The sequence below is a fragment of the Sulfolobales archaeon genome (assembly GCA_038881635.1).
In the GTDB taxonomy this organism is placed as follows: Archaea; Thermoproteota; Thermoprotei_A; order Sulfolobales; family AG1; genus WYEN01.
On record JAVZPJ010000007.1, the window covers coordinates 2,675 to 21,943 of the forward strand.

The 19,269-nt window shown below is 39.9% G+C and carries 16 protein-coding genes; 6 read left to right on the top strand and 10 right to left on the bottom strand.

The window, feature by feature from the left end:
* The 3 genes from QXS89_05625 to QXS89_05635 all read left to right on the top strand — a co-directional run.
* Positions 1–1,396, top strand: a 1,396-nt coding sequence (locus tag QXS89_05625) for an extracellular solute-binding protein (GenBank protein MEM3831654.1), incomplete at its 5' end; no start/stop codon positions are given.
* Between the two features lie 24 nt (positions 1,397–1,420).
* A complete protein-coding gene (locus QXS89_05630; GenBank protein MEM3831655.1) occupies positions 1,421–2,875 on the top strand; it encodes a sugar ABC transporter permease in 1,455 nt (484 codons plus the stop codon).
* Positions 2,876–2,880: 5 nt separating this feature from the next.
* Positions 2,881–3,738 (top strand): ABC transporter permease subunit, encoded by an 858-nt coding sequence (locus tag QXS89_05635; protein MEM3831656.1) that lies wholly within the window; start codon positions 2,881–2,883, stop codon positions 3,736–3,738.
* Positions 3,739–3,757: 19 nt separating this feature from the next.
* On the opposite strand, the gene ftsY is transcribed toward QXS89_05635, so the two are convergent.
* Complete coding sequence (ftsY, locus tag QXS89_05640; GenBank protein MEM3831657.1) at positions 3,758–4,690, bottom strand: signal recognition particle-docking protein FtsY; 933 nt, start codon at positions 4,688–4,690, stop codon at positions 3,758–3,760.
* A 118-nt stretch (positions 4,691–4,808) separates the two neighbouring features.
* Between ftsY and QXS89_05645 the strand changes: the two genes are divergently transcribed.
* The gene (locus QXS89_05645) at positions 4,809–7,682 is read left to right on the top strand and encodes a DEAD/DEAH box helicase (GenBank protein ID MEM3831658.1); all 2,874 of its coding nucleotides are present in this window, start codon (positions 4,809–4,811) and stop codon (positions 7,680–7,682) included.
* On the opposite strand, the gene QXS89_05650 is transcribed toward QXS89_05645, so the two are convergent.
* The 5 genes from QXS89_05650 to QXS89_05670 all read right to left on the bottom strand — a co-directional run bounded on the left by QXS89_05650 (position 7,669) and on the right by QXS89_05670 (position 12,876).
* On the bottom strand, positions 7,669–8,367 hold the full coding sequence (locus QXS89_05650; protein ID MEM3831659.1) for a PHP-associated domain-containing protein: 699 nt from the start codon (positions 8,365–8,367) through the stop codon (positions 7,669–7,671). The genes QXS89_05645 and QXS89_05650 overlap by 14 nt on opposite strands.
* A 26-nt stretch (positions 8,368–8,393) precedes the next feature.
* Positions 8,394–10,037 carry an ABC transporter permease subunit gene (locus QXS89_05655; GenBank protein MEM3831660.1) on the bottom strand — a complete coding sequence of 548 codons (1,644 nt, stop codon included), beginning with the start codon at positions 10,035–10,037 and terminating at the stop codon, positions 8,394–8,396.
* Positions 10,037–10,765, bottom strand: coding sequence for an ABC transporter ATP-binding protein (locus QXS89_05660; protein ID MEM3831661.1), 729 nt, complete (start codon positions 10,763–10,765; stop codon positions 10,037–10,039). The genes QXS89_05655 and QXS89_05660 overlap by 1 nt, the downstream gene beginning before the upstream one ends.
* A 214-nt stretch (positions 10,766–10,979) precedes the next feature.
* Positions 10,980–12,146, bottom strand: a complete 1,167-nt coding sequence (locus tag QXS89_05665; protein MEM3831662.1) for a DNA primase small subunit domain-containing protein — start codon at positions 12,144–12,146, stop codon at positions 10,980–10,982.
* On the bottom strand, positions 12,124–12,876 hold the full coding sequence (locus tag QXS89_05670; protein ID MEM3831663.1) for a hypothetical protein: 753 nt from the start codon (positions 12,874–12,876) through the stop codon (positions 12,124–12,126). The genes QXS89_05665 and QXS89_05670 overlap by 23 nt, the downstream gene beginning before the upstream one ends.
* A gap of 69 nt (positions 12,877–12,945) precedes the next feature.
* On the opposite strand from QXS89_05670, the gene QXS89_05675 reads away from it, so the two are divergent.
* Positions 12,946–13,572: an HAD-IA family hydrolase gene (locus QXS89_05675; GenBank protein MEM3831664.1), complete on the top strand. Its 627-nt coding sequence runs from the start codon at positions 12,946–12,948 to the stop codon at positions 13,570–13,572.
* Between the two features lie 19 nt (positions 13,573–13,591).
* Entirely contained in the window at positions 13,592–14,353 is a 762-nt protein-coding gene (locus QXS89_05680) for an enoyl-CoA hydratase/isomerase family protein (protein ID MEM3831665.1), read from the top strand.
* A gap of 24 nt (positions 14,354–14,377) precedes the next feature.
* Here the strand turns inward: QXS89_05680 and QXS89_05685 are convergent, their stop codons facing one another.
* From QXS89_05685 to QXS89_05700, 4 genes are all read right to left on the bottom strand, one after another.
* Positions 14,378–16,054 carry an FAD-dependent oxidoreductase gene (locus QXS89_05685; protein MEM3831666.1) on the bottom strand — a complete coding sequence of 559 codons (1,677 nt, stop codon included), beginning with the start codon at positions 16,052–16,054 and terminating at the stop codon, positions 14,378–14,380.
* A 12-nt stretch (positions 16,055–16,066) separates the two neighbouring features.
* Positions 16,067–17,191, bottom strand: a complete 1,125-nt coding sequence (locus QXS89_05690; GenBank protein MEM3831667.1) for an electron transfer flavoprotein subunit alpha/FixB family protein — start codon at positions 17,189–17,191, stop codon at positions 16,067–16,069.
* A 1-nt stretch (position 17,192) separates the two neighbouring features.
* Positions 17,193–18,416 carry a hypothetical protein gene (locus QXS89_05695; GenBank protein MEM3831668.1) on the bottom strand — a complete coding sequence of 408 codons (1,224 nt, stop codon included), beginning with the start codon at positions 18,414–18,416 and terminating at the stop codon, positions 17,193–17,195.
* A gap of 87 nt (positions 18,417–18,503) precedes the next feature.
* On the bottom strand, positions 18,504–19,223 hold the full coding sequence (locus QXS89_05700) for a helix-turn-helix domain-containing protein (GenBank protein MEM3831669.1): 720 nt from the start codon (positions 19,221–19,223) through the stop codon (positions 18,504–18,506).
* Positions 19,224–19,269 lie beyond the last annotated feature (46 nt).

Consider the following 19,269-nt stretch of genomic DNA (forward strand, 5'->3'; position numbering starts at 1 on the left):
TACTCCCACAACAACTACTCCTACAGTGATCCAGACTACTCCTACAACTACTCCAACTCCTACTCCCACAACTACAACCCCTGCCACAACTCCTACTACAACAGCTCCTCAGCTCATGATTCTTAATATCGATGGAACTCAGATTAGAGTTCCAAAGGATCTATATGATTTCGCCATGAACGCTCGCGAGGGTAAGATCTCTGTCACAATAAACTTCTGGACCTCTATGTATCCATTCGAAGCAGATCTTATGAAGCAGGTTGTAGCAAACTTCACGAGAGAGTATCCTGGTATCAAGGTTAATTATCAGAATATTCAGAATCTTAAAGAGACTGTAAAAGCAGGGATAGTAGCTGGAGATATCGAGAATACAGCTCATGTATTTACCTGGGCTCATGACTGGACTGGAGAATTCGCTGAGGCTGGATTTATAATACCTCTTGACAAGTATCTACCTCCTCAGACTCTAAGCGATATACAATCCCAGCTTCTACCACTAGCTTTCGCGGCAGGACAGCTTGGCGTTCACGTGTACGGACTTCCATGGGCTGCTGAAGGTATTGCTCTGATCTGTGATGCTAATAAGGTTCCTCAGATTCCTTCAACATTCTCAGATCTAGAGAGTATAATGAAGAACTATACAGATCCTTCAAAAGGATTATATGGCTTAGCATATCAGATAGATCCTTATCACATATATCCATTCATAACAGCATTCGGAGGATATTACTATGATGAAACCACTGATACCACAGCTTTCAATTCCTCAGGAACTCTTCAAGGTATAAGCTTTCTACTAACTCATGTATTCCCCTACATGTACACAGCTGATGTAGGTGGAGAAACTCAGCTAAAGCTATTCCTAGACGGTAAGACTCCATGCATTATAACAGGTCCTTGGAGTATGAATAGCATTCTGGGAGTTTATAAGAATCTTAGCATAGGAGCTATCCCGAGTATTGATGGAAGAATTCCCAGACCTTTCGTAGGTATTAGAATGCTATGGATAACAAGTCTTGTTGAGAAGGATCCTAACAGACTCTATGCATCACTACTCTTCACATTATGGTTTACTATGAATGATAGAATGCTTAAGTTCTTAGTAGACTATGGAGGGTATATACCTGTTAAGAATAGTGTTATAAATTATATCACAGCTAATAGAGATAAGTATAATATTGTCTATGGATTTATAGAATCCATATCGAATGGTATTCCAATGCCTAAGGTTCCTAAGATGGGCTGTGTATGGGATCCCATCGGTACTGCTGTTAGTGCAATAGTTACAGAGTATAATGAGAAAGGTCTTAACGCGACGCTACAGGATCTGAAGGGAATACTAGATCAGGCTGCTTCAGCTCTTGTGAGTAAGTGCAATGTTAAACTAGCTGGATGATCAAGATTTTTAAAGGGTTTTAATATGGGTAGTGTTAGAAGAGTTTTGTATCCTCTCAGAGTAGCATTAGCTCTCACTATAGTGAGTGTGGTTCTATATCTTTTTTTCAATATATGGCCTATAGCATATTCTCTCTATATAGCTTTCACTGATGCTAATGCTAATAATATTGTTCCAAGTCCTAAGCTTCTAGAGCTTCTAAGTTTGAGAGCTAATGTGACAAGAGATCTTGAGACTAGGAGGGGCGAGATATCTTCTTATCTCGCTAGGATAGATTCTTCGATCTCTAGAGTGATCAGTACTATAGAATCTTTTGAGAACTATATAAATCAGAATGCTAGCAAGATCTCTATCGCAGAGTTGAATAGCTATATAGATAATATGAGTTCTGAAATGCTTGAAGTAAATTCACTGGTAACAGCAGAAGGCTACTATCTCAACTACTATCCAGAGCTCAGAGGTAATATATCTAAAGCTAATGAGATCCTAGGATCCTTCAGAACAGAGATTTCATCAGTGCTCTTCTTCAAGATAAGCATCTCAGAAGAAGATCTCAACAGAATAAGGAATATATCATATAAATACCTCCCCCAAGTAGTAGACTATCTAAACTCAGGTCTCATGACTCTGAGAACTATTGAAAGTGATTATGATCTCTTTGTAGAGAGAGTGGTAGGAGACATAGACAGACAGATCGATGCTCTAACACTTCACTTCGTAGGATTAGAGAATTTCAGAAGATTATTCACAGAAGCTTCATACCCCTACGCAGTGTATAAGACACTTTTATTCGTTGCAACCAGCGTGCCTCTCAAAGTCATAGTCGGTGTAGGGATCGCATTCTTATTCTCATCACCACTCATAGCAGGTAGGAGAATTATGAGAGCTCTTCTAGTACTCCCATGGGCTCTTCCTCCTCTTCTCACTATAACAACCTGGAGAATGCTCTTCCTACCTGGGGTAGGTCCTTTCGCTCAATTCTTCTCAGCTTTTCTAGGGAGAAGCTTTAACATATATAATCTTGAGTGGGATGCATTCACAGTATATAATATTGTTGAGACATGGCTTGCATACCCATTTATAATGACCGTAGCCATGGGAGCTATAGCAGGAGTTCCAAGAGAGATTATAGAAGCTACATATATCGATGGTGCTAGTATTCTCTATAGATTTAGAAGAGTGACCCTACCTCTAACTCTGAGACCTATAGCATTTGCAGCTATAATGACCACAGGTGCTTCACTACAGGCCTTCCTAGTACCTCTTCTGATCAATGGAGGAGGTCCTGCTACAATGATAAGCTTCCCCGGAACCTCTCCCCAGCTCGGGTATTCAAATGATTTTATAATACTCTACGGCTATAGACAGGCTTACTTCTACAGAGATTACGGGCTTTCAGCTGCTTCATATCTTTTCGCAGTTCTAATACTCCTAGTATACGCTCTTCTATGGTACTACTTCCTGTATAGAAAGAGGTGAGAGTAATGAGATCTTTTAAACTGAGTTATTATATAGGAGGTATAATTCTCACAGTACTAGCAATACTTGTTATAGCGATACTCATGTATCCTATAGCATATGTTGTCATAGCATCACTACTCAGAGGACAGGTTATACCAAGTAGCTTTGAAGATATTGAGAGGTATGGACTCTCTCTAGAGCATTATATCAATGCAATATCAGATCCTAATTTTATAGCAGCTACTATTACAAGTATTATAGTAGCTCTTCTCAACATAATACTCTCGATCTTTGTCATAGTTCCTGCAGCCTATGCTTTCTCAAGATTCGAGTTCAGAGGTAAAGGTTATATTCTGGTTCTCTACCTTATACTAAGCCAGATAGGCGGAGGATTCGGTGTTGCAGCTGTGATAGCTTTATTCATATTCTTGGTTAAATTAAACTCTCTAGGAATACCTCTCATAGGGAATCCATTCATACTACCTCTTATATACACATCATCAGCAGTACCTTTTCAGACATGGCTTATTAAAAACTACTTTGATTCATTACCAAGATCTCTTGATGAAGCAGCCTTCATAGATGGAGCAAGCTGGAGAGATATAGTATTCAGAGTAATATTCCCAGCATCTAGAGGTGTGGTATTCATAGTAGCTCTATTCGCGTTCATGGGAGCCTGGGGTGAGTTTCTTCTAGCCTCATTTATAAGAGTTAACACACTTGCAGCATATGTTTACCAGACCGCGGTCGGTCAGACAATATACTGGGCTGATTTCGCTGCTAGAACAGTTTTGTTTTCAATACCTATAGTCCTGATATATGTGATTGCTCAGAAGTACATAGGTGAGGCTATGAGATATGGTGCTGGTAAGATCTCTTAGCATATTACAAGATCCTAGATCAGAGAATTCTACCTAAGATCTCTTCTGGAGAGTATTTAACGAGATCATCATACCCCTGTCCTACTCCTACGTAGAGTATTGGTTTATTAATAGATGCTATAATGCTAAGCGCAGATCCTCCTGAGGCTTCTGCATCTAGTTTTGTAAGTATGACAGCGTCAACACCTACATATTTATCAAATTCTCTAGCTTGATTAACCGCGTCATTCCCTGTTAATGCGTCAAGCACTAGAATTCTCAGATCTGGTTTTGACACTCTCGATACTTTTAAAATCTCATTCATAAGATCTCTATCAGTATGCTGTCTACCAGCTGAGTCTATTAGAAGAACATCAAACCCCTGCTTCATAGAATATCTTATAGCATCATACACCAGAGCTGCTGGATCTGCTCCATATCTTCCTTTGAATATGGGTATCGAAAGTCTATTACAATGGACTTCAAGCTGTTCTTGAGCACCTGCTCTGAAAGTGTCTGCAGCAACCACCATTACTTTAAAACCTTTATCTCTAAGATACTTAGCAACCTTAGCTATCGTAGTTGTCTTTCCAACACCGTTAACACCCATAAAGAGTATCTTATAAGGTTTACTCCTGCTCTCTCTAATGATCTCTGGAAGATCTTTTTCTGAAACTCCTTTACTAAGATACTGTTTTAAAACCTCTCTAAAGCTATCAACTATGTACTCTCTCTTACTCTCTAGAAAACCTATTCTAGAGCCTACTATCCTCTTCTCAAAATCTCTTACAATGCTCTCTGCAACTTCTAGTGCTACGTCTGCTTCTACGAGTTCTAGAACTAGTTCTTCAGAGATCTTTTCGAGATCTTCTTCAGAGATCTCTTTCGAGATCTTATTCGAGATCTTCTCCTCAATAGCATTTGATATCTTATCAGCTACCCTATTGAAAAGCTCTTTAAGTCTTCTGAACAATGTAATCTCAGTATATTAGTTATATTATAAGGATTTAAGATTGATGTAGAGACTCTAGAGAGGTTCCGGAAAAATATTTAAGCATTCAAGCTTAAAACATGTCTCTGGATGTTGTAGGGTGGAGTGTAAGATATATGAATGTTCTGGGAAGAATGAGAAATCCTATGAAGAGGATCTAAATAGAATTTTAGATCGTAGGATCCTAGATCTTATCAAGATAAAAGGTTGGAGCTCTCTCACACCAGTACAGATAGAAGCTTCGAGAAGTATTATTGAAGGGAGAAATACTCTCATAATATCTCCTACGGGTAGTGGTAAGACTGAAGCTGCTATGCTACCTATCTTCTCTATGATGCTCTCCGATAGTGATGTGAGAAATTCCTCAGGTGTCTACGTGCTCTATATAACACCTATGAAAGCTCTTATAAATGATCTCTATAAGAGGATCAAGTGGTGGACTGATAGACTTGGTTTCATCGTAGGAAGAAAACATGGTGATGTCCCTACCGTCGAGAGGATTAGAAGACTTAAGAAGGTTCCTCATATTCTCATTATAACTCCTGAGAATCTTCAGGTAGATCTTGATTGGGGTATCAGATTTAGAGAGTTCTACGAGAAACTCAGATGGGTTGTGATAGATGAGATCCACGAGCTTATAGGGAGTAAGAGAGGTGTTCAGGTAGCTATTCTTCTTGAGAGACTTAGAAGAGTTGTAGGAAGAGATTTCCAGAGGATAATGCTCTCAGCAACTGTAGGAGATCCAGAGTATGTGATAAGATTCTTCACAGGATCCTCGGAGAGAGAGTGTAGCATAGTTCAATCTAGAGAGTTGAAGAAGATAAGAATACATATTAGCAGGGTTGTGTCGAGCGGCGAGAACTCTCTAGATAGCATTGCTAGAACTATTAAAAATCTGTACAAGCCTGTGACACTGGTGTTTGTAAATAGCAGGTACATGGCTGAGAGACTTCATGAAGCTCTTGAGAGAGCAGGTATCGATAGAGTTTTCGTGCATCATTCTTCGATATCTAGCAAGGTTAAGGAAGATGTTGAGGATCTTGTTAAAAATGGTGAGGCTAACATAGTAGTCTCTACCAGAACACTGGAGCTGGGAGTGGATCTGGGGTTTATTGAGAGAGTGATTTTATTCAGATCTCCTGGTCAGGTATCTTCTCTGATTCAGAGAATAGGAAGATCTGGGCATTCTCTCGATAGAATTTCCGAGGGTGTTATACTTGTTGATAGAGATATAGATCTTCTAGAGATACTCTCTCTAGTAAGACTTATGAGCAGAGGTTATGTTGAGAAGCCTAGGAGATTTAGAAAGCCTAAGGATCTAATTGCCAGAACTATTCTTGGCATGTCTCTGAGAAGTCTTGTAAGTGCTGAGGAGATCTATAGCACTCTAAAGTCTACATATGTATTCAGAGATCTATCTTATGAAGATTTTATGAGAGTAGTAGACTATCTGGCTGAGAATAAACTGATTGAGAGGTTCCCGGATGATAGTATAAGAGTTAAGAGGAATTTCTTTAATATATGGAGTTTTAACAAGAATAAGAATTGTATTAAAAGCTTCTCAGAATTCTTCTCCTACATAAATGATAACGATATGTATATTGTCAGAGCTGATAAAGAGGTTATAGGAGCTCTCGATGAATTCTATGTTTATAGGATTCTTAGAGCTGGCGATGTTATAAGACTTTCTGGGAGACTTTGGAAGGTTCTGAAAATAGATGATTATAATAAGATTGTCGAGGTATCGGCTACGGAGAGTGGTGAGGGCTTTATACCTCTCTGGAATGGAGATACTGCTTCTAGAAGTATTTCTACAGCCAGATCATTCTACGAGATCCTTGGAGAAGGTTCAGAGGATCTTAAAGCTCTAAAAGATCTCATGGATGCTGAATCGCTAGAGTTATCTCTTGAATCCGTGAGATCTTTTAGAAGATGGTTTGTAAACAATAAGATCCCTATTCCTAGAGAAGATCTGATCGTAGTAGAAGATCTAGGAGTTGAGAAGATCGTTTTATACCCCTTCGGAGATAAATTAGCCGAGATATTAGGATATGTAGTACTCAATGAAGCTTTTAAGAGAGCTGGTAGAGATGTTGAGATCAGGATCACAGGATATGGATTCTCGCTAAGAGCTGAAGGATTAGATCCTATAGAACTTATAATGGATATCTGTAGGAGTGGCAGGATTTCCGAGAGTATCAGAAGTGCTCTTATGAGAAGTCCTAGACTCAGGAGTAAGGTGAGAGAGATACAATATAGTTTCGGAAAGATTAGTGGTGCTGAAGATGATAGTTTTATAGTTGATGAGGCTTTGAATCAGATCCTCTCAGATTTTGAGGATGAGATCAGCTTGAGCGAGTTTATAGAGAATCTATGCAAGGAGAGAATCAAGGTATTCAGAGTCAGATCTAGAGAACCTTCTCCTATATCTAGAAGGATTCTCGAGATACCTCCAACAAGGATCTGGCTTAAGGATCTTAGTTACACGATAAGCAAAGCTATGAAAGGAATGGCTTTAACAGTTAGCGAGATTTCAGAGATAACAGAGCTACCAGAAGATCTCGTGGAGAGCAAGCTTAAAGATATGAGAAAAGACTCTGATACAGCCGTGATCTACTTTAGAGATGTAGCTTCCAATGATATTAGATGGGTTCTCGTAGAGGATCTAGAGGAGATATCTAGAGATCCTCTATTCGAGGAAAGTTTCAAACCTTTAGACCCTGATGAGCTCTTTGAGATAACCTATAAAGAGTATCATCAGAATCCATCGAATACTCTAATTCTAAGAGCTGGAGATATCGAGAGTAATGGAGGATTGCTAGAGAGATACATAAGATCTGATGAAGTGTACGAGGTGAGAGTAAGACCTGCTCATGGTAATGGAGGTGTCAGCTTTTATAATGTTAAGAAGAAAGCATTGAAATACGTGGTTTTAAACGCTATATCATTCCTCCAGAGATCTAGCGAGATCTAGAGCAGAGTTCTCTCGGATAATTTTTATTCATTCTAAGTGCTATGCTGTGTAGAGCGTCTTTTATATAGGCTACTAGAGAAGGTCTTCCAGGTACTGGTATCACTCTATTCTTTCTTATCTCTTCTAGCACATCCTCAGCTCTTAGATTTTCAATCTCAATGATATTATAAGCAGATCCTATGAAATCAGGCACGTGAGCATCGCTATTAGCCAGCATTGTTCTCCCCATCTCCTTAGCTGTTTTATAAGCCTTCTTATTAGACCATGGAGGTGCTGATGCGTTGAAGATCTCTATAGCATCGATCTCAAGCTTTCTGATCATGTCTTTCACACCAAGTCTCAGAGGATCGTAGGGGTGTGGTGCGTAGACTATGCAATTTCTCTCATGCGCGAAATCGATGAGTTCTACAGCTCTTCTAGGTACTATCTCGTCGGGGAGAGGATTCTCACATAGTATTATAAGTTCTCCCAGGTCTGTTCTAACTTCGTTTCCAGCGATCACTATCATGCTTGCGTTGATCTTTTCAACAGCTTCTCTAACGATCTTATAACCCTTGAAAGTATTATGATCTGTAGGAGCTACGATTCTCACACCCTTTATAAGTGCATGCCTTACAACATCCTCTCCAGTAGACTTACCATCACTACAAACTGTATGTATCTGAAGATCTGCTTTAAACCTCATTATAGAAGCACCCAAGACTGTTAACACTATGTGTAGAGAGGTATTCTTCTGAACCTGATATATGCTAGGATTGGAGGAATGAAGATCCAGGATGCTATAGATATGGCAACATACAAGGGATCTAGACTCAGCTGAGTGCCTATTATATGATTCTGAGCAAGCTCCACGAAAAATCTCGTAGCTATTCTAGGATTAAAGTAGAGACTTCTACTGGTGAAATCCTGAATATCCTGAAGACTAGAGATTCCGAATACTGTGAAAGCTAGTAGGAACATGATCGCATCCCAGAATATCACTAGTATCATATAGAGTAATATGGCAAGACCCATGTACATACCCGATCTTAGAGAAGTTGCTATAGAGTAGATCAGTGATAGAAATCCTGCGAGTGCCAGCATCACTGACGCGTACAGATAGACAAGTGTTAGAGCATCGTATGAGAAGCCTAGGAAAACTGTAGTTGAGATCTGGAAGACTACTGTGAAGAGTAGAGTCATTATAGCGAGTGAAACCAGCTGAGCTACATATCTATTTATAAAAAGATCTCTTCTAGTAATAGGTTTTGAAAGTATGAACTCAAGTTCTCCAGAAGACCTAGGTCTCGCCATAAGTTGATTCGAGAGATATACGACTGATATTGTGAAAAGCATCATTATAATAGCTATTGATGAAGACAGAGTTCCTGTGGCGGCAGCAGTTATCGGAGAAACCGAGTTGAAGCTTATTATAAGAGTATTCTGATCTGCAGATGATTTATTTACATCTATAATCACCACACCATATCTCAGATCTCTCATAAGATCTTCGGGAGCTTTCAGATAAACTTCACTCCAGAAACCTCTGAGATTTCCATAGTATTGCAGAGAGATCTCACTAAGATTAATATTAGGAGTTTGAAGTACGAAAACATTTGGAGAAGCTCTAGCAGGTCCTGCTATTGGAGCTCCGATCATGATGCTCATGTTCAGAGATGTTTTCGATATATTATAATAGAGAGGATCTGTAAGAGGTCTGATAGAACCTCCATCGAATGAGAATCCGAAGACCATAGATTTGATACCCTTGCTATCTACGGCTAGTATCATAGAATCTAGATACGTGTAGGGCAAACCCTCCTGGATCTTTGGATATGAAGCTGAGAGAGGCAGATAGCCGCTAGCCCATCTGAAGATAACTAGAGGCATGCTTCTGTTATCTCCCGCAGAGGTGTAGAGAACTCCTGTCACAGTAATATTAGCGGAGTCTTTCGAAAGATATAATGTTGGTGTGGCAAAAGCTGTAGGAGATGCCGGGGTTTGCAGGGGTATAGGTGCTTGGCTCATGATCTCTTTCATAAGATCTCTTGTGTTAAGCTCTGCATATATGAGTCCGCTATCATTAGAAAAAGTCTCTAGAATTCTTGAGCTACCTAGGTATAGTTCTGCTCTTACACTACTCAAAGGCTCTCCATTCTTATTAAAGACAGCTCCTAACAGATACGATCTATCTAATCCTACGGCTAGAGCTCCTATGAAGTTCACATCCTCAAGAGCTACTCCTCCTTGAAGTAGAGATACTTTCAGTAGATATGTTAATCCTACTCCTGCTAGTAATGCTAGTAGTAGTAGCATTATTGTTGATATTCTCAGAATAGACCTCCTGAGATCATATATGATAGGAGATAAGCTCATCATCTCTCACCTATGAGTTTGAAGAAGAACTCTTCTAGAGCTCCATGCTCTCTACTACCAACTCTACTTCTTATCTCATCAATACTCATATCAGCTATAATCCTCCCCCTATGTATGAATACAACTCTATCAGCAATACCCTCAACCTCCGAGAGTATATGAGAAGAGAATAAAACCGCTTTACCCTCTTTCTTAAATTCCTGAGCCAGCTGTCTGAAGAATACAATACCCTGAGGATCCAGACCGTTGAGAACTTCGTCGAAGAGGAAATTAGGAGGATTACTTATCATGCTCAGAGCTAGTGCAAATCTCTTTCTCATACCCTGGGAATACTGACCAATCTTTCTATTCATAGCATCTTCAAGTCCGAACCTGCTCATAAGCTCTCTACCGAGTCTTAAGGCTTCAGACCTTGAGTAGCCGTGAAATCCTGCTATGTATATGAAGTAGTCTAATGCTTTGAAATCTCTTTCAAATAAAGGTATCTCAGGAATCCACCCGATCCTCTCAGAAACCTTCTTCTTATCCTTAGTAACAGAGTAGCCGTCAACAATTACATCTCCGGAATCAGGTGGAAGCACTCCAGCAGCTATTCTAATAGTAGTGGTCTTACCAGCACCGTTGAGACCTACAAAACCTACTATCTCTCCATTTCTCACATTGAAAGACACTCTATCAAGAGCTTTAAAGCCTCCGAAACTCTTCGAAACATTTTCGATGGAGATCATGTGACACACCCTAAAGGTTTCATTCTACCAGTAGGATTTCGATAAGAAGCATATAAATATGTAAATATGCTGGCGTGCGTATCATGTTGAAGGATCTTTATTGAAGACCTATGAGAAAAATTCAATTCTAAGATCTAGATCTTAGATAATGATATATCTTCTACTGGGATATATGAGAGATCTGCTGGGAAGTTCTTATCCTCTGATAACCATTCTATATAACTTTTCTTATTCTACCCAAACCTTTCAGTTCTAAGAAAACTCCTAGGTCTCCTGGCACCTCGTATAAGGCTTGTGATCTTACTTCGAGTGTGCGTTCTAAAAATCTTATTCTAGGTATTCTATATCTTATCTCGATTATAATCCTGAGATCTTTAAATGGTGATAGTTTCTCTGATTCTGGTGTGAAATTCTCCAGCTCGCTCAAATCTATTTTCTTTGTGATAAGCCCTGATTTGCCATTTATAGAGTTGGGTATTCTCACGAGTCTTGATATATCTATCGTGACCATCGTATCAATAGGTATTCCAGCATATTCGTTGTAGAGTTTCTCAAGGTCTCTAAGCTTGTTTCTATCAATCCGTCTTATTATATCCAAGCCTTCGGAACCTGATGAAAGTATGTATCTTCTTATATCCTCATCTTCTATGATTCTTAGGATCCTTCTCGCAATTCTACTTCTAATCCCTCCATCAGAGATTCTTGGTGGTAGAATGATAAGATCTGGATCTATATTTTCCCTAATATTGTAATCTTTAGCTAGAACATATTCGGCAATGATCCTTCTCTCATCTCTTCCAAGCTCTCTAAATCTCTCATCAAAAACCCTCACATGAAAACCTCTGTTTCCTGAGAAGTACACCTCTAGAGAGTTTCTGCTGACACCAATTTCCTCTATAAGCACATCAACAAGATCCCTAGTTATTCTAGCAGCTTCTGAAAGACACTCTGGTTCTACAAGATCTATAGTTTCTCCAGAACACTGAGGACATTCCTCAGAAGGATTTTCAGATACTACACCGCATTCAGGGCATATTCTAAGTCTTCTAATCCACCCACTTCTAACGCATTTCTCAATATGATCCGCATCTATATCAAAGAGAAGATCTGAACCTCTCCAACCTTTTGCATCCATATCCTCTACAGCCGGATGAAGATATGTTGCTGATGAATAGTAGAGATGTAGCGGTGGATTTCTAGTGAAGAAATCTATAACTTCATCGCGTGTTCTAAAAGAGAGATGTCTCACATAAGACTGAGATCTGAATGGCTGGTATGCAAATTCTCTGAACTCAAGATCTTCTGGAAGTATGAGAGGAGCTCTTGAATAATATTCCGAGAACAGTCTTTCCACAGCACTAATCTTCTCTTGGAGCGACATAAAGTGTCAGCCTAGCACTTCTCGGCAGGCTTGTAGTAATTCTGATAGGCAGACTCTCTCCATATGCTATCTCTACATCATCGCTTATCATAGAAACCTTAGAGATCTTATCAAGATAGCTTAGAGAATACTTACTCCTCTGCTCTTTCTCTGCTTTAAACTCATAGCTTCTGAGAAGACCTGATTCCTGAGATAGCTCTATGAAAACCTCTCCGATCTCGGATGATGATTGTAAAAGCATCTTGCTCTGATCCGATACTATCTCGAAAACTTCTCCTACTTCGGAGAGAACTTTATAGCTGCTTCTAAAAGCCTGGGGAACTACAGAAGCTTTGACAGGGAATTCTAGAGAGAGTTCTGGAGGTTCTTCTACAACTCCTGGAGATAGTGCTGAGAATTCAAAGAATCTCTCAACACCTTCAGGAGATGAAAGTCCTACTCTAATGCTCGGAGGCTGATATTCTATTACTATCTCATCTTTCTTACCAGCTCTTCTGAGGATCTTCATCATATTCTCAAGATTCACAGGTATTCTATATTCTTTATCGATATCTATAATATCAAAACCTTCTCTAGGGATCATGAATTCTATCATGGCAACATGAGCCGGATCCATGGCTCTCATCATCAGACCTGATTCATTCACTACCATGATAGCGTTTTCAATGAGATCCTCTACAGCAGCTATAGAATATCTCCAAACTCTAGCATCAACAAATCTAAGTCTCATTAAAACACCATACATAATTCTATATAGAAACCATTTATATCATATATCTCATACAAACCTGGTGATACTTTGATTAAAATCGTGACATTCGATGTATATGGTACTCTTGTTGATTGGAGGTATTCCATAGGATCTTTTCTCAGCAGATATGTTTCGAGAGATTCTATTGAAGAATACTTCGAATGCGACTTCTACGAAGTGAGATCCTATAAACCGTATAAAGAAGTGCTTAGAACATGTCTTAGAAGAGTTATGGAGAGAAGAGGTCTTAGCTACAGTGATTTTCTTGGAGAAGCTTTTATAAGAAACTTCGCTAGATCTCCTCCCTTCCCAGACACTATCTATGGACTTATAATGCTCAGAAACTCAGGTTTTAAAACAGGTGTTATATCTAACACAGACAGAGATCTTATTGATGTGACTTTACATGGTTTCAGAGATCTCTTCGACTATATCATCACAGCCGAGGATTTAAAGATCTACAAACCTGATCCGAGGGCTTTTAGAAGAGCTCTCGATATCATAGGTCTAGACCCCGAGTATGTTCTTCACGTGTCAGCATACCCTCAATATGATCTGGTTCCGGCGAGTAGTATCAATATTAGAAGTGTTCATGTGAATAGATATGGATATGATTGGAAGCCTGAGATCAGATCCTTAGACGAGCTTGTGAGTTATATAAAGTCTTTAAAATAGTTATGTGGAGGTCTTTGAATTGAGTCTTGTTAAGACTGAGAGAATAGATTACATAGCTTGGATCTCAATGAACAGACCTGAGAAAGGCAATGCACTCAGCACCAGTCTCATGAGAGAAATCATAGGAGCTGTGAAAGAGGTTGAGAGAGATCCTAGTGTGAGGATCGTGATATTCTCAGGCGAGGGTAAGTTCTTCTCGAGCGGTATAGACCTCTCCGAGATCTCCTCAGCATCAAGTCCTGAAGATGTTGAGAGAATATTTAGAGTACTTGCAGAGCTATTCAAAACCCTCTTGAACCTCTCAAAACCTCTCATCATAGCTATTAATGGAGATGCTTATGGAGGAGGTGCTGAGATGATCTGGACAGGAGATGTGGTTCTAGCTGTTGAAGATGCAAGACTCGGATGGGTTGAATCTAGATGGGGTCTAATACCTCCCGCACTCTCAGGAGTAGGAGCTCTCGTGATAGGTTTTGCAAGAGCATCTCTAATAGCTCTCACATCAGGAGTTATAAGTGCTAGAGAAGCCTATCAATACGGCATGATCTCTTATCTCACGACGAGAGAGAAGCTTAGAGATGATGCGATCAGGATCGCTAGAAGTATTATATCAACTAGTGCTCCAGAATCTATAGAATCCATAAAGAATATAATGAGAAATGTTAAAACAGGAGCACTCCTAGATCTAGGAGTATCAGAACTGCTGAGATTATCAAGATCAGGAGATCTTATTAGAAGAGCTAGAGATTTTATAGAGAAGAAACAATATCCAGTATACTAGATATAGAATACTATACCAGTTTTTTCAGCCGTACTGATATTTAACACCTTTTCCATCTCTCTGATGATGGAATCTTATAATATTAGGAGGACCTATAAACCAGCATGTGCCGCACTCCACGCATGAAACATGATCGAATCTAAGCTTTCCCATGCTTATATCTTTCAAAGTCTCTCTCATAGCGCTACCCCTGTCTCCACTCTTCCTGAGTCTGCTCTGTTCTAGATTGAATAAATATAGATCTTTATATGATGCGAATACTCCTTTACCTTCTACAACCAGTGTATAACAGTTCATGGGGCATGCTGAAACCCATAGCTTTCTAGGATCTCTGTTAGCATTCTCATAATCCACATCGATATGGATGTATTCTTTATTCTCATTATACTTTAGAATATTAATTCTCTCCTGAACCTTCTTAATAGCATCTCCAGAAGCTCTTCTAATATCTCCTCTAAAGATCCTTTCTCTACCCATGATCTTCAGCATGATCTTATACCCATAGCCGTAGAGAAGAGAGCTCTCAGATAATATGCTCTGCCTCTTATATCTCTCTATATCTCTGGTAATAGGTCTGAGGAGATCCTGATATACGGAGAGAGCAGCCTCCGTGAATAATCCTCTAGATCTTGCTATTTCAAAAGTCTTAGCAGCCATAATACCCGTGGCGACAGCTCTTCTCATACCATCTATCATTGCACCGATCTTCACAAAAGCTCCTAGAGCATCTCCAACTGCTATAAATCCGCTCGTATAAGGCTTTCTAAGATAGATCTTCGAACCCTTAGGGATATTATGAGCTGAGTATTCAACAAGCTTGCCACCTTCGATAAGCCTGGCTATCTCAGGATGGCTTTCCATCTCTTCGAGCATGTCAAGTGGTTTACCGATAGAGTCTCTATGCTTTTCAAGAGCTTTGAGCATTGAACTCATCTCTAGAACAAGTCCTATAGATATAGTGTTCTTATTAGTATAGATAAAACCTCCACCCTTGCTCCCATACATGAAATCTCCCATGATAGCTATGGCAACACCCTCGCCCTTACCTAGTTTGAATCTCTCTTCTATCTCGCTCTCTCCCAACTCGTAAACATGCTTGATTCCGTGGTATACATGCTCAGGCTCTAGATATCCTCTTAATCCTGCTTCTATAACTAGAGTGCTTGTGACACCGCTAGCATCGATCACGAGATCTCCGTAGATCTCCTCTTTATAAGTTCTCACGCCAACGATTCTTCCATTCTCTCTTATAAGACTCTCTCCAGTAGCATCCGTAACCACTATACCTCCAGCCTCTATGACTTTAGATGCAAGCCATCTATCAAATCTGGATCTCAGTACTGAATAGCCTTCGCTCTTCTCAGCTTCTCCATGGATCATTCTATCTAGAAAAGTTTCTGAGAGATCTAGAAACCTATATCTATGTCCATTACTCTTATCAGGTTTTGATAGGATCCAGAGTTTATAGTCTTTGATCCTTCTCTCCAGAGGTGCTTCACTATATAGTTCTGGTATGAGATCTTTAAGACCATAACCTTCTATATATGACGTGTATATAACACCACCACTAGAATTCCTCTGACCAGGTACGTGAGCTTTCTCTAGAACTATAACCTTATAACCCTTCCTAGCCAGGTAATACGCAGCTGAAGAACCTGCGATTCCCGCTCCTACGATCACTACATCATATTTCTCAACCAATATCCACACCTCCTACTCTCCTAGCTTCTTCTTAAGAGCCTGTATGATCTTTGGAAGAGCATCATATAAATCCTCAACTATTACATGTGTTGCTATTTCGAATATAGGAGCATTAGGATCTATATTTATAGCTATTATATTCTCAGAAGCCTGCATACCAACCTTATGCTGCACAGCACCGCTTATACCACACGCGATATAGATCTTCGGTGATACAGCTTTTCCCGTCTGACCGATCTGCATATCATGTTTTATCCTGCCTTCAAGCTCTTTAAGCTCTGCATGTATCAGAGCTCTTGAAGCTCCTAAAGCTGTTCTCACACCAAGCTTTCTACCTATATACTCCGCCAACTCTCTAGCTGTCTCATAAGCTTTAACAGGATCAGGTTCTCCAGAAGGTCTTCTTAGAATCCCCATTCCAAGACTTACTATTAGATCAGCTTCAACCAAAGGATCTCTAGTCTCCGGAAGTTTCTCAACATTTATAACTCTAAACCTCTTAACCTCCTCAGGTATCTCGGGATCAAATCTTATTATATCACCACTTCTACTGGTATCCCTCTGAGGAGGTTTAAAGTAGCCAGGTCTAACACCAGCTATCTGAGGTCTGTGTCTGGGTGTGTATATCTCTGCAATCCATATAGCGGCAGGTCTTATCTGAGCAAGAAGATTCTTGAAAGTCTTTCCAGCTAGCTTGAACTCATAGTCTTTCACATCAAAATCTATACAATCAGCTGCCATCCCAGTATTAAGCTTGTACGCAACTCTAGGACCTAGATCTCTTCCTAGATCGTCTGCCATGAAGAAGAGAGCCCAAGGCCTGTATCTAGACGCTATCTGGTACATAACCTCTGTATATGCTATGGGATTGTAATGCTCGAGTTCCGGATGATCCGCGTATACAACATAGTCGGCACCTCTATAGATCAGGTCTTGAAGAAGCTCTCTAGGGATCTTATGTCCTAGAACTACCGCTCCAACTCTCATACCTATCTTCCTAGCAACTTTAGCCGCAGCACCTAAGGTTTCGAGACTTACCTCGAACAACTCTCCTTCAATGAACTCTATGAAGCCCCATGCATCTTTATAACCTTCTAGATCAGGTGTTGCAGGTAGAAGTCTTGATTCGAGAGACATTCTAACCACCTCTTGAGGTTTCTGAAGACAGGATCTTTACTATGTCATCTGCGAGATCATCATAATCATATATCTTGCCAAGACCTTGAGAAACCAGGGCTTCCGCAAGTTCTTTAGAAGGATTTGTTATGATATCTCCAGGCTTGTAAGGACCGTAAGCAACTCCTCCAACCTCTATTTTCTCAACCTCCTTCACAATCTTGATAGATCTCCCTACAATTCTTTTGACAACCATCTTAGGAACCTCTATGGTTGGACCAACCTGAGTGGGAGAACCTAGAAGACCTATAAACCTCGGATCAGCACCTATGTCATCGGCGTTTAAAACCTTGATCTCTGTGATCTTTCCTTTATACATCTCCATCAAGCTCTCCAATCTTCGCGAGATAGGTGTTGGAGGTGCTTCATACTCAGGTCTTATCGTAAGCAGTGCTGGGAGATCCATTTCCACATCCTGAATCACTCTTCCCATTCTCCTTCTAACCATAATAACTCTTCTAACAGGATCATATGTGAAATTCGTGACATAAGTCGCGTGAGCAACAGGTATTCCAAGTCTATCGCTCAGAGCCTGACTGAGTTGAGGACCTGTGTTTCCTGTTTCCCCGTCAACAGCTTTCATTCCTAGGAATAATACTATGTCTCTATAGAGATTCTCTCTATACTCTCTCAAGCTATCTAAGATCTTCTCTCTAGATATCTCTCTACTGATATATCTCTCTATAAGAGAGTACTTGCTTATACTAGGTTTATTGCTATAGATCTTATTAGGTATGAGATTTCTGCTATACAGATCCTCAGCTATCTTCTTTATCTCTTCATCACTTCTACCCTCCTCGATAGATGCTATGAGACTTGTCACAGCATCTCTGTGGATATCTATGATCTTTTTAATACCCATAGAGAGGGTGTACGCAGTAGCTCTAGTATCAGCTCCAGCCATTCTTCTATCGCTAAGTATATAAGACTCATCAACCCCCCAAACCTCGTAGCTGTATAGAGTTGATGCTATAGGTATAACCCTCTGGTGAGGACCCATAGAGATGCTTATAACCTTACCACCTGCAAGTCTTCTCAGATAATCAGCAGCTTCAATAGCTTTAACATCGTAGGGATTTATAACTAGTTGTGCTTCTTCTCTCTTGATAATACCTCCAGCTGTTGCGACCTTAGCAATGTCTGAGGGAACACCCTTGTACAGGGCGAAAATTAGTATTCGGCTCACCTCTAGTAAACTTCTTTAAAAGGTTAAAAACTCTATCTTCTCTTTTTATCATTTTTATATCTAGTTAATATAGAAATTATCAGATAGCTATAGAAGTCTAGAGAGTTTATATCTGAGATCTCTAAGTCCTCTAGCTAGTTCTTCAACGCTTTCATAGGTGGAAAGGATCAGTGGTATAGCTTCTTTATCCGCGAGAACTAGAGCTAGAGGGTCTACCCTCTTAGTTCCGTGGAGAACTACCGCGGCTGGTTTTACAGGAGCTACTCTCACGGCAATCATAGGAGATCTTCCTGCAGCTACTTTTGTGAAGACTAATGCTCTCTCGCTAGTCATACCCATTATCTGCCAGAACTCGTTTCCAGAGAGATTCTTTATAGCTTCGATAGAATCTATAAGTGTGTATCCGTAGAGTTGTTTTGGTATGAATATCGAGTTTAGAACTAGACCTCTCACAGCTGAGATGAGCTCGTCAAGGTTTACAGGTATGTCGAATTCTCCCATGTCGATTATAGCTTGGATATTTATGTTAAAGCTTTTCATAAGCTCTCTAGCTACAGTCCATCCTCTCTCAGAATCTATCTTTATCAGAGCTTCTACATATTTTCTTACAAATCTAGCTCCTGGAATCCTCTTACCCTTCTCATAGCTGTTTATAACGCTAGGAGCTATGTTAAGCATTCTAGCCAGCTCACTCTGGGAGACTTTGAATATAGTTCTCCACTTTCTAAGTGATGATGCTATGTCACTGCTCCAAACTATATCTCCTGCGATTCTCTTGCCCAGCATTTCAATTATATACTCACTCATAGAATCAACACTCTTCTTGATTCCTCATATACAGTCTTATACTTCC

Bases quoted from the DNA above. Each gene is read 5' to 3' on its own strand.
- QXS89_05630 (MEM3831655.1), top strand. From the start codon at position 1,421: ATGGGTAGTGTTAGAAGAGTTTTGTATCCTCTCAGAGTAGCATTAGCT.
- QXS89_05635 (MEM3831656.1), top strand. From the start codon at position 2,881: ATGAGATCTTTTAAACTGAGTTATTATATAGGAGGTATAATTCTCACA.
- QXS89_05650 (MEM3831659.1), bottom strand. From the start codon at position 8,367: ATGAGGTTTAAAGCAGATCTTCAGATACATACAGTTTGTAGTGATGGT.
- QXS89_05655 (MEM3831660.1), bottom strand. From the start codon at position 10,037: ATGAGCTTATCTCCTATCATATATGATCTCAGGAGGTCTATTCTGAGA.
- QXS89_05660 (MEM3831661.1), bottom strand. From the start codon at position 10,765: ATGATCTCCATCGAAAATGTTTCGAAGAGTTTCGGAGGCTTTAAAGCT.
- QXS89_05665 (MEM3831662.1), bottom strand. From the start codon at position 12,146: ATGTCGCTCCAAGAGAAGATTAGTGCTGTGGAAAGACTGTTCTCGGAA.
- QXS89_05670 (MEM3831663.1), bottom strand. From the start codon at position 12,876: ATGAGACTTAGATTTGTTGATGCTAGAGTTTGGAGATATTCTATAGCT.
- QXS89_05690 (MEM3831667.1), bottom strand. From the start codon at position 17,191: ATGTCTCTCGAATCAAGACTTCTACCTGCAACACCTGATCTAGAAGGT.
- QXS89_05700 (MEM3831669.1), bottom strand. From the start codon at position 19,223: ATGAGTGAGTATATAATTGAAATGCTGGGCAAGAGAATCGCAGGAGAT.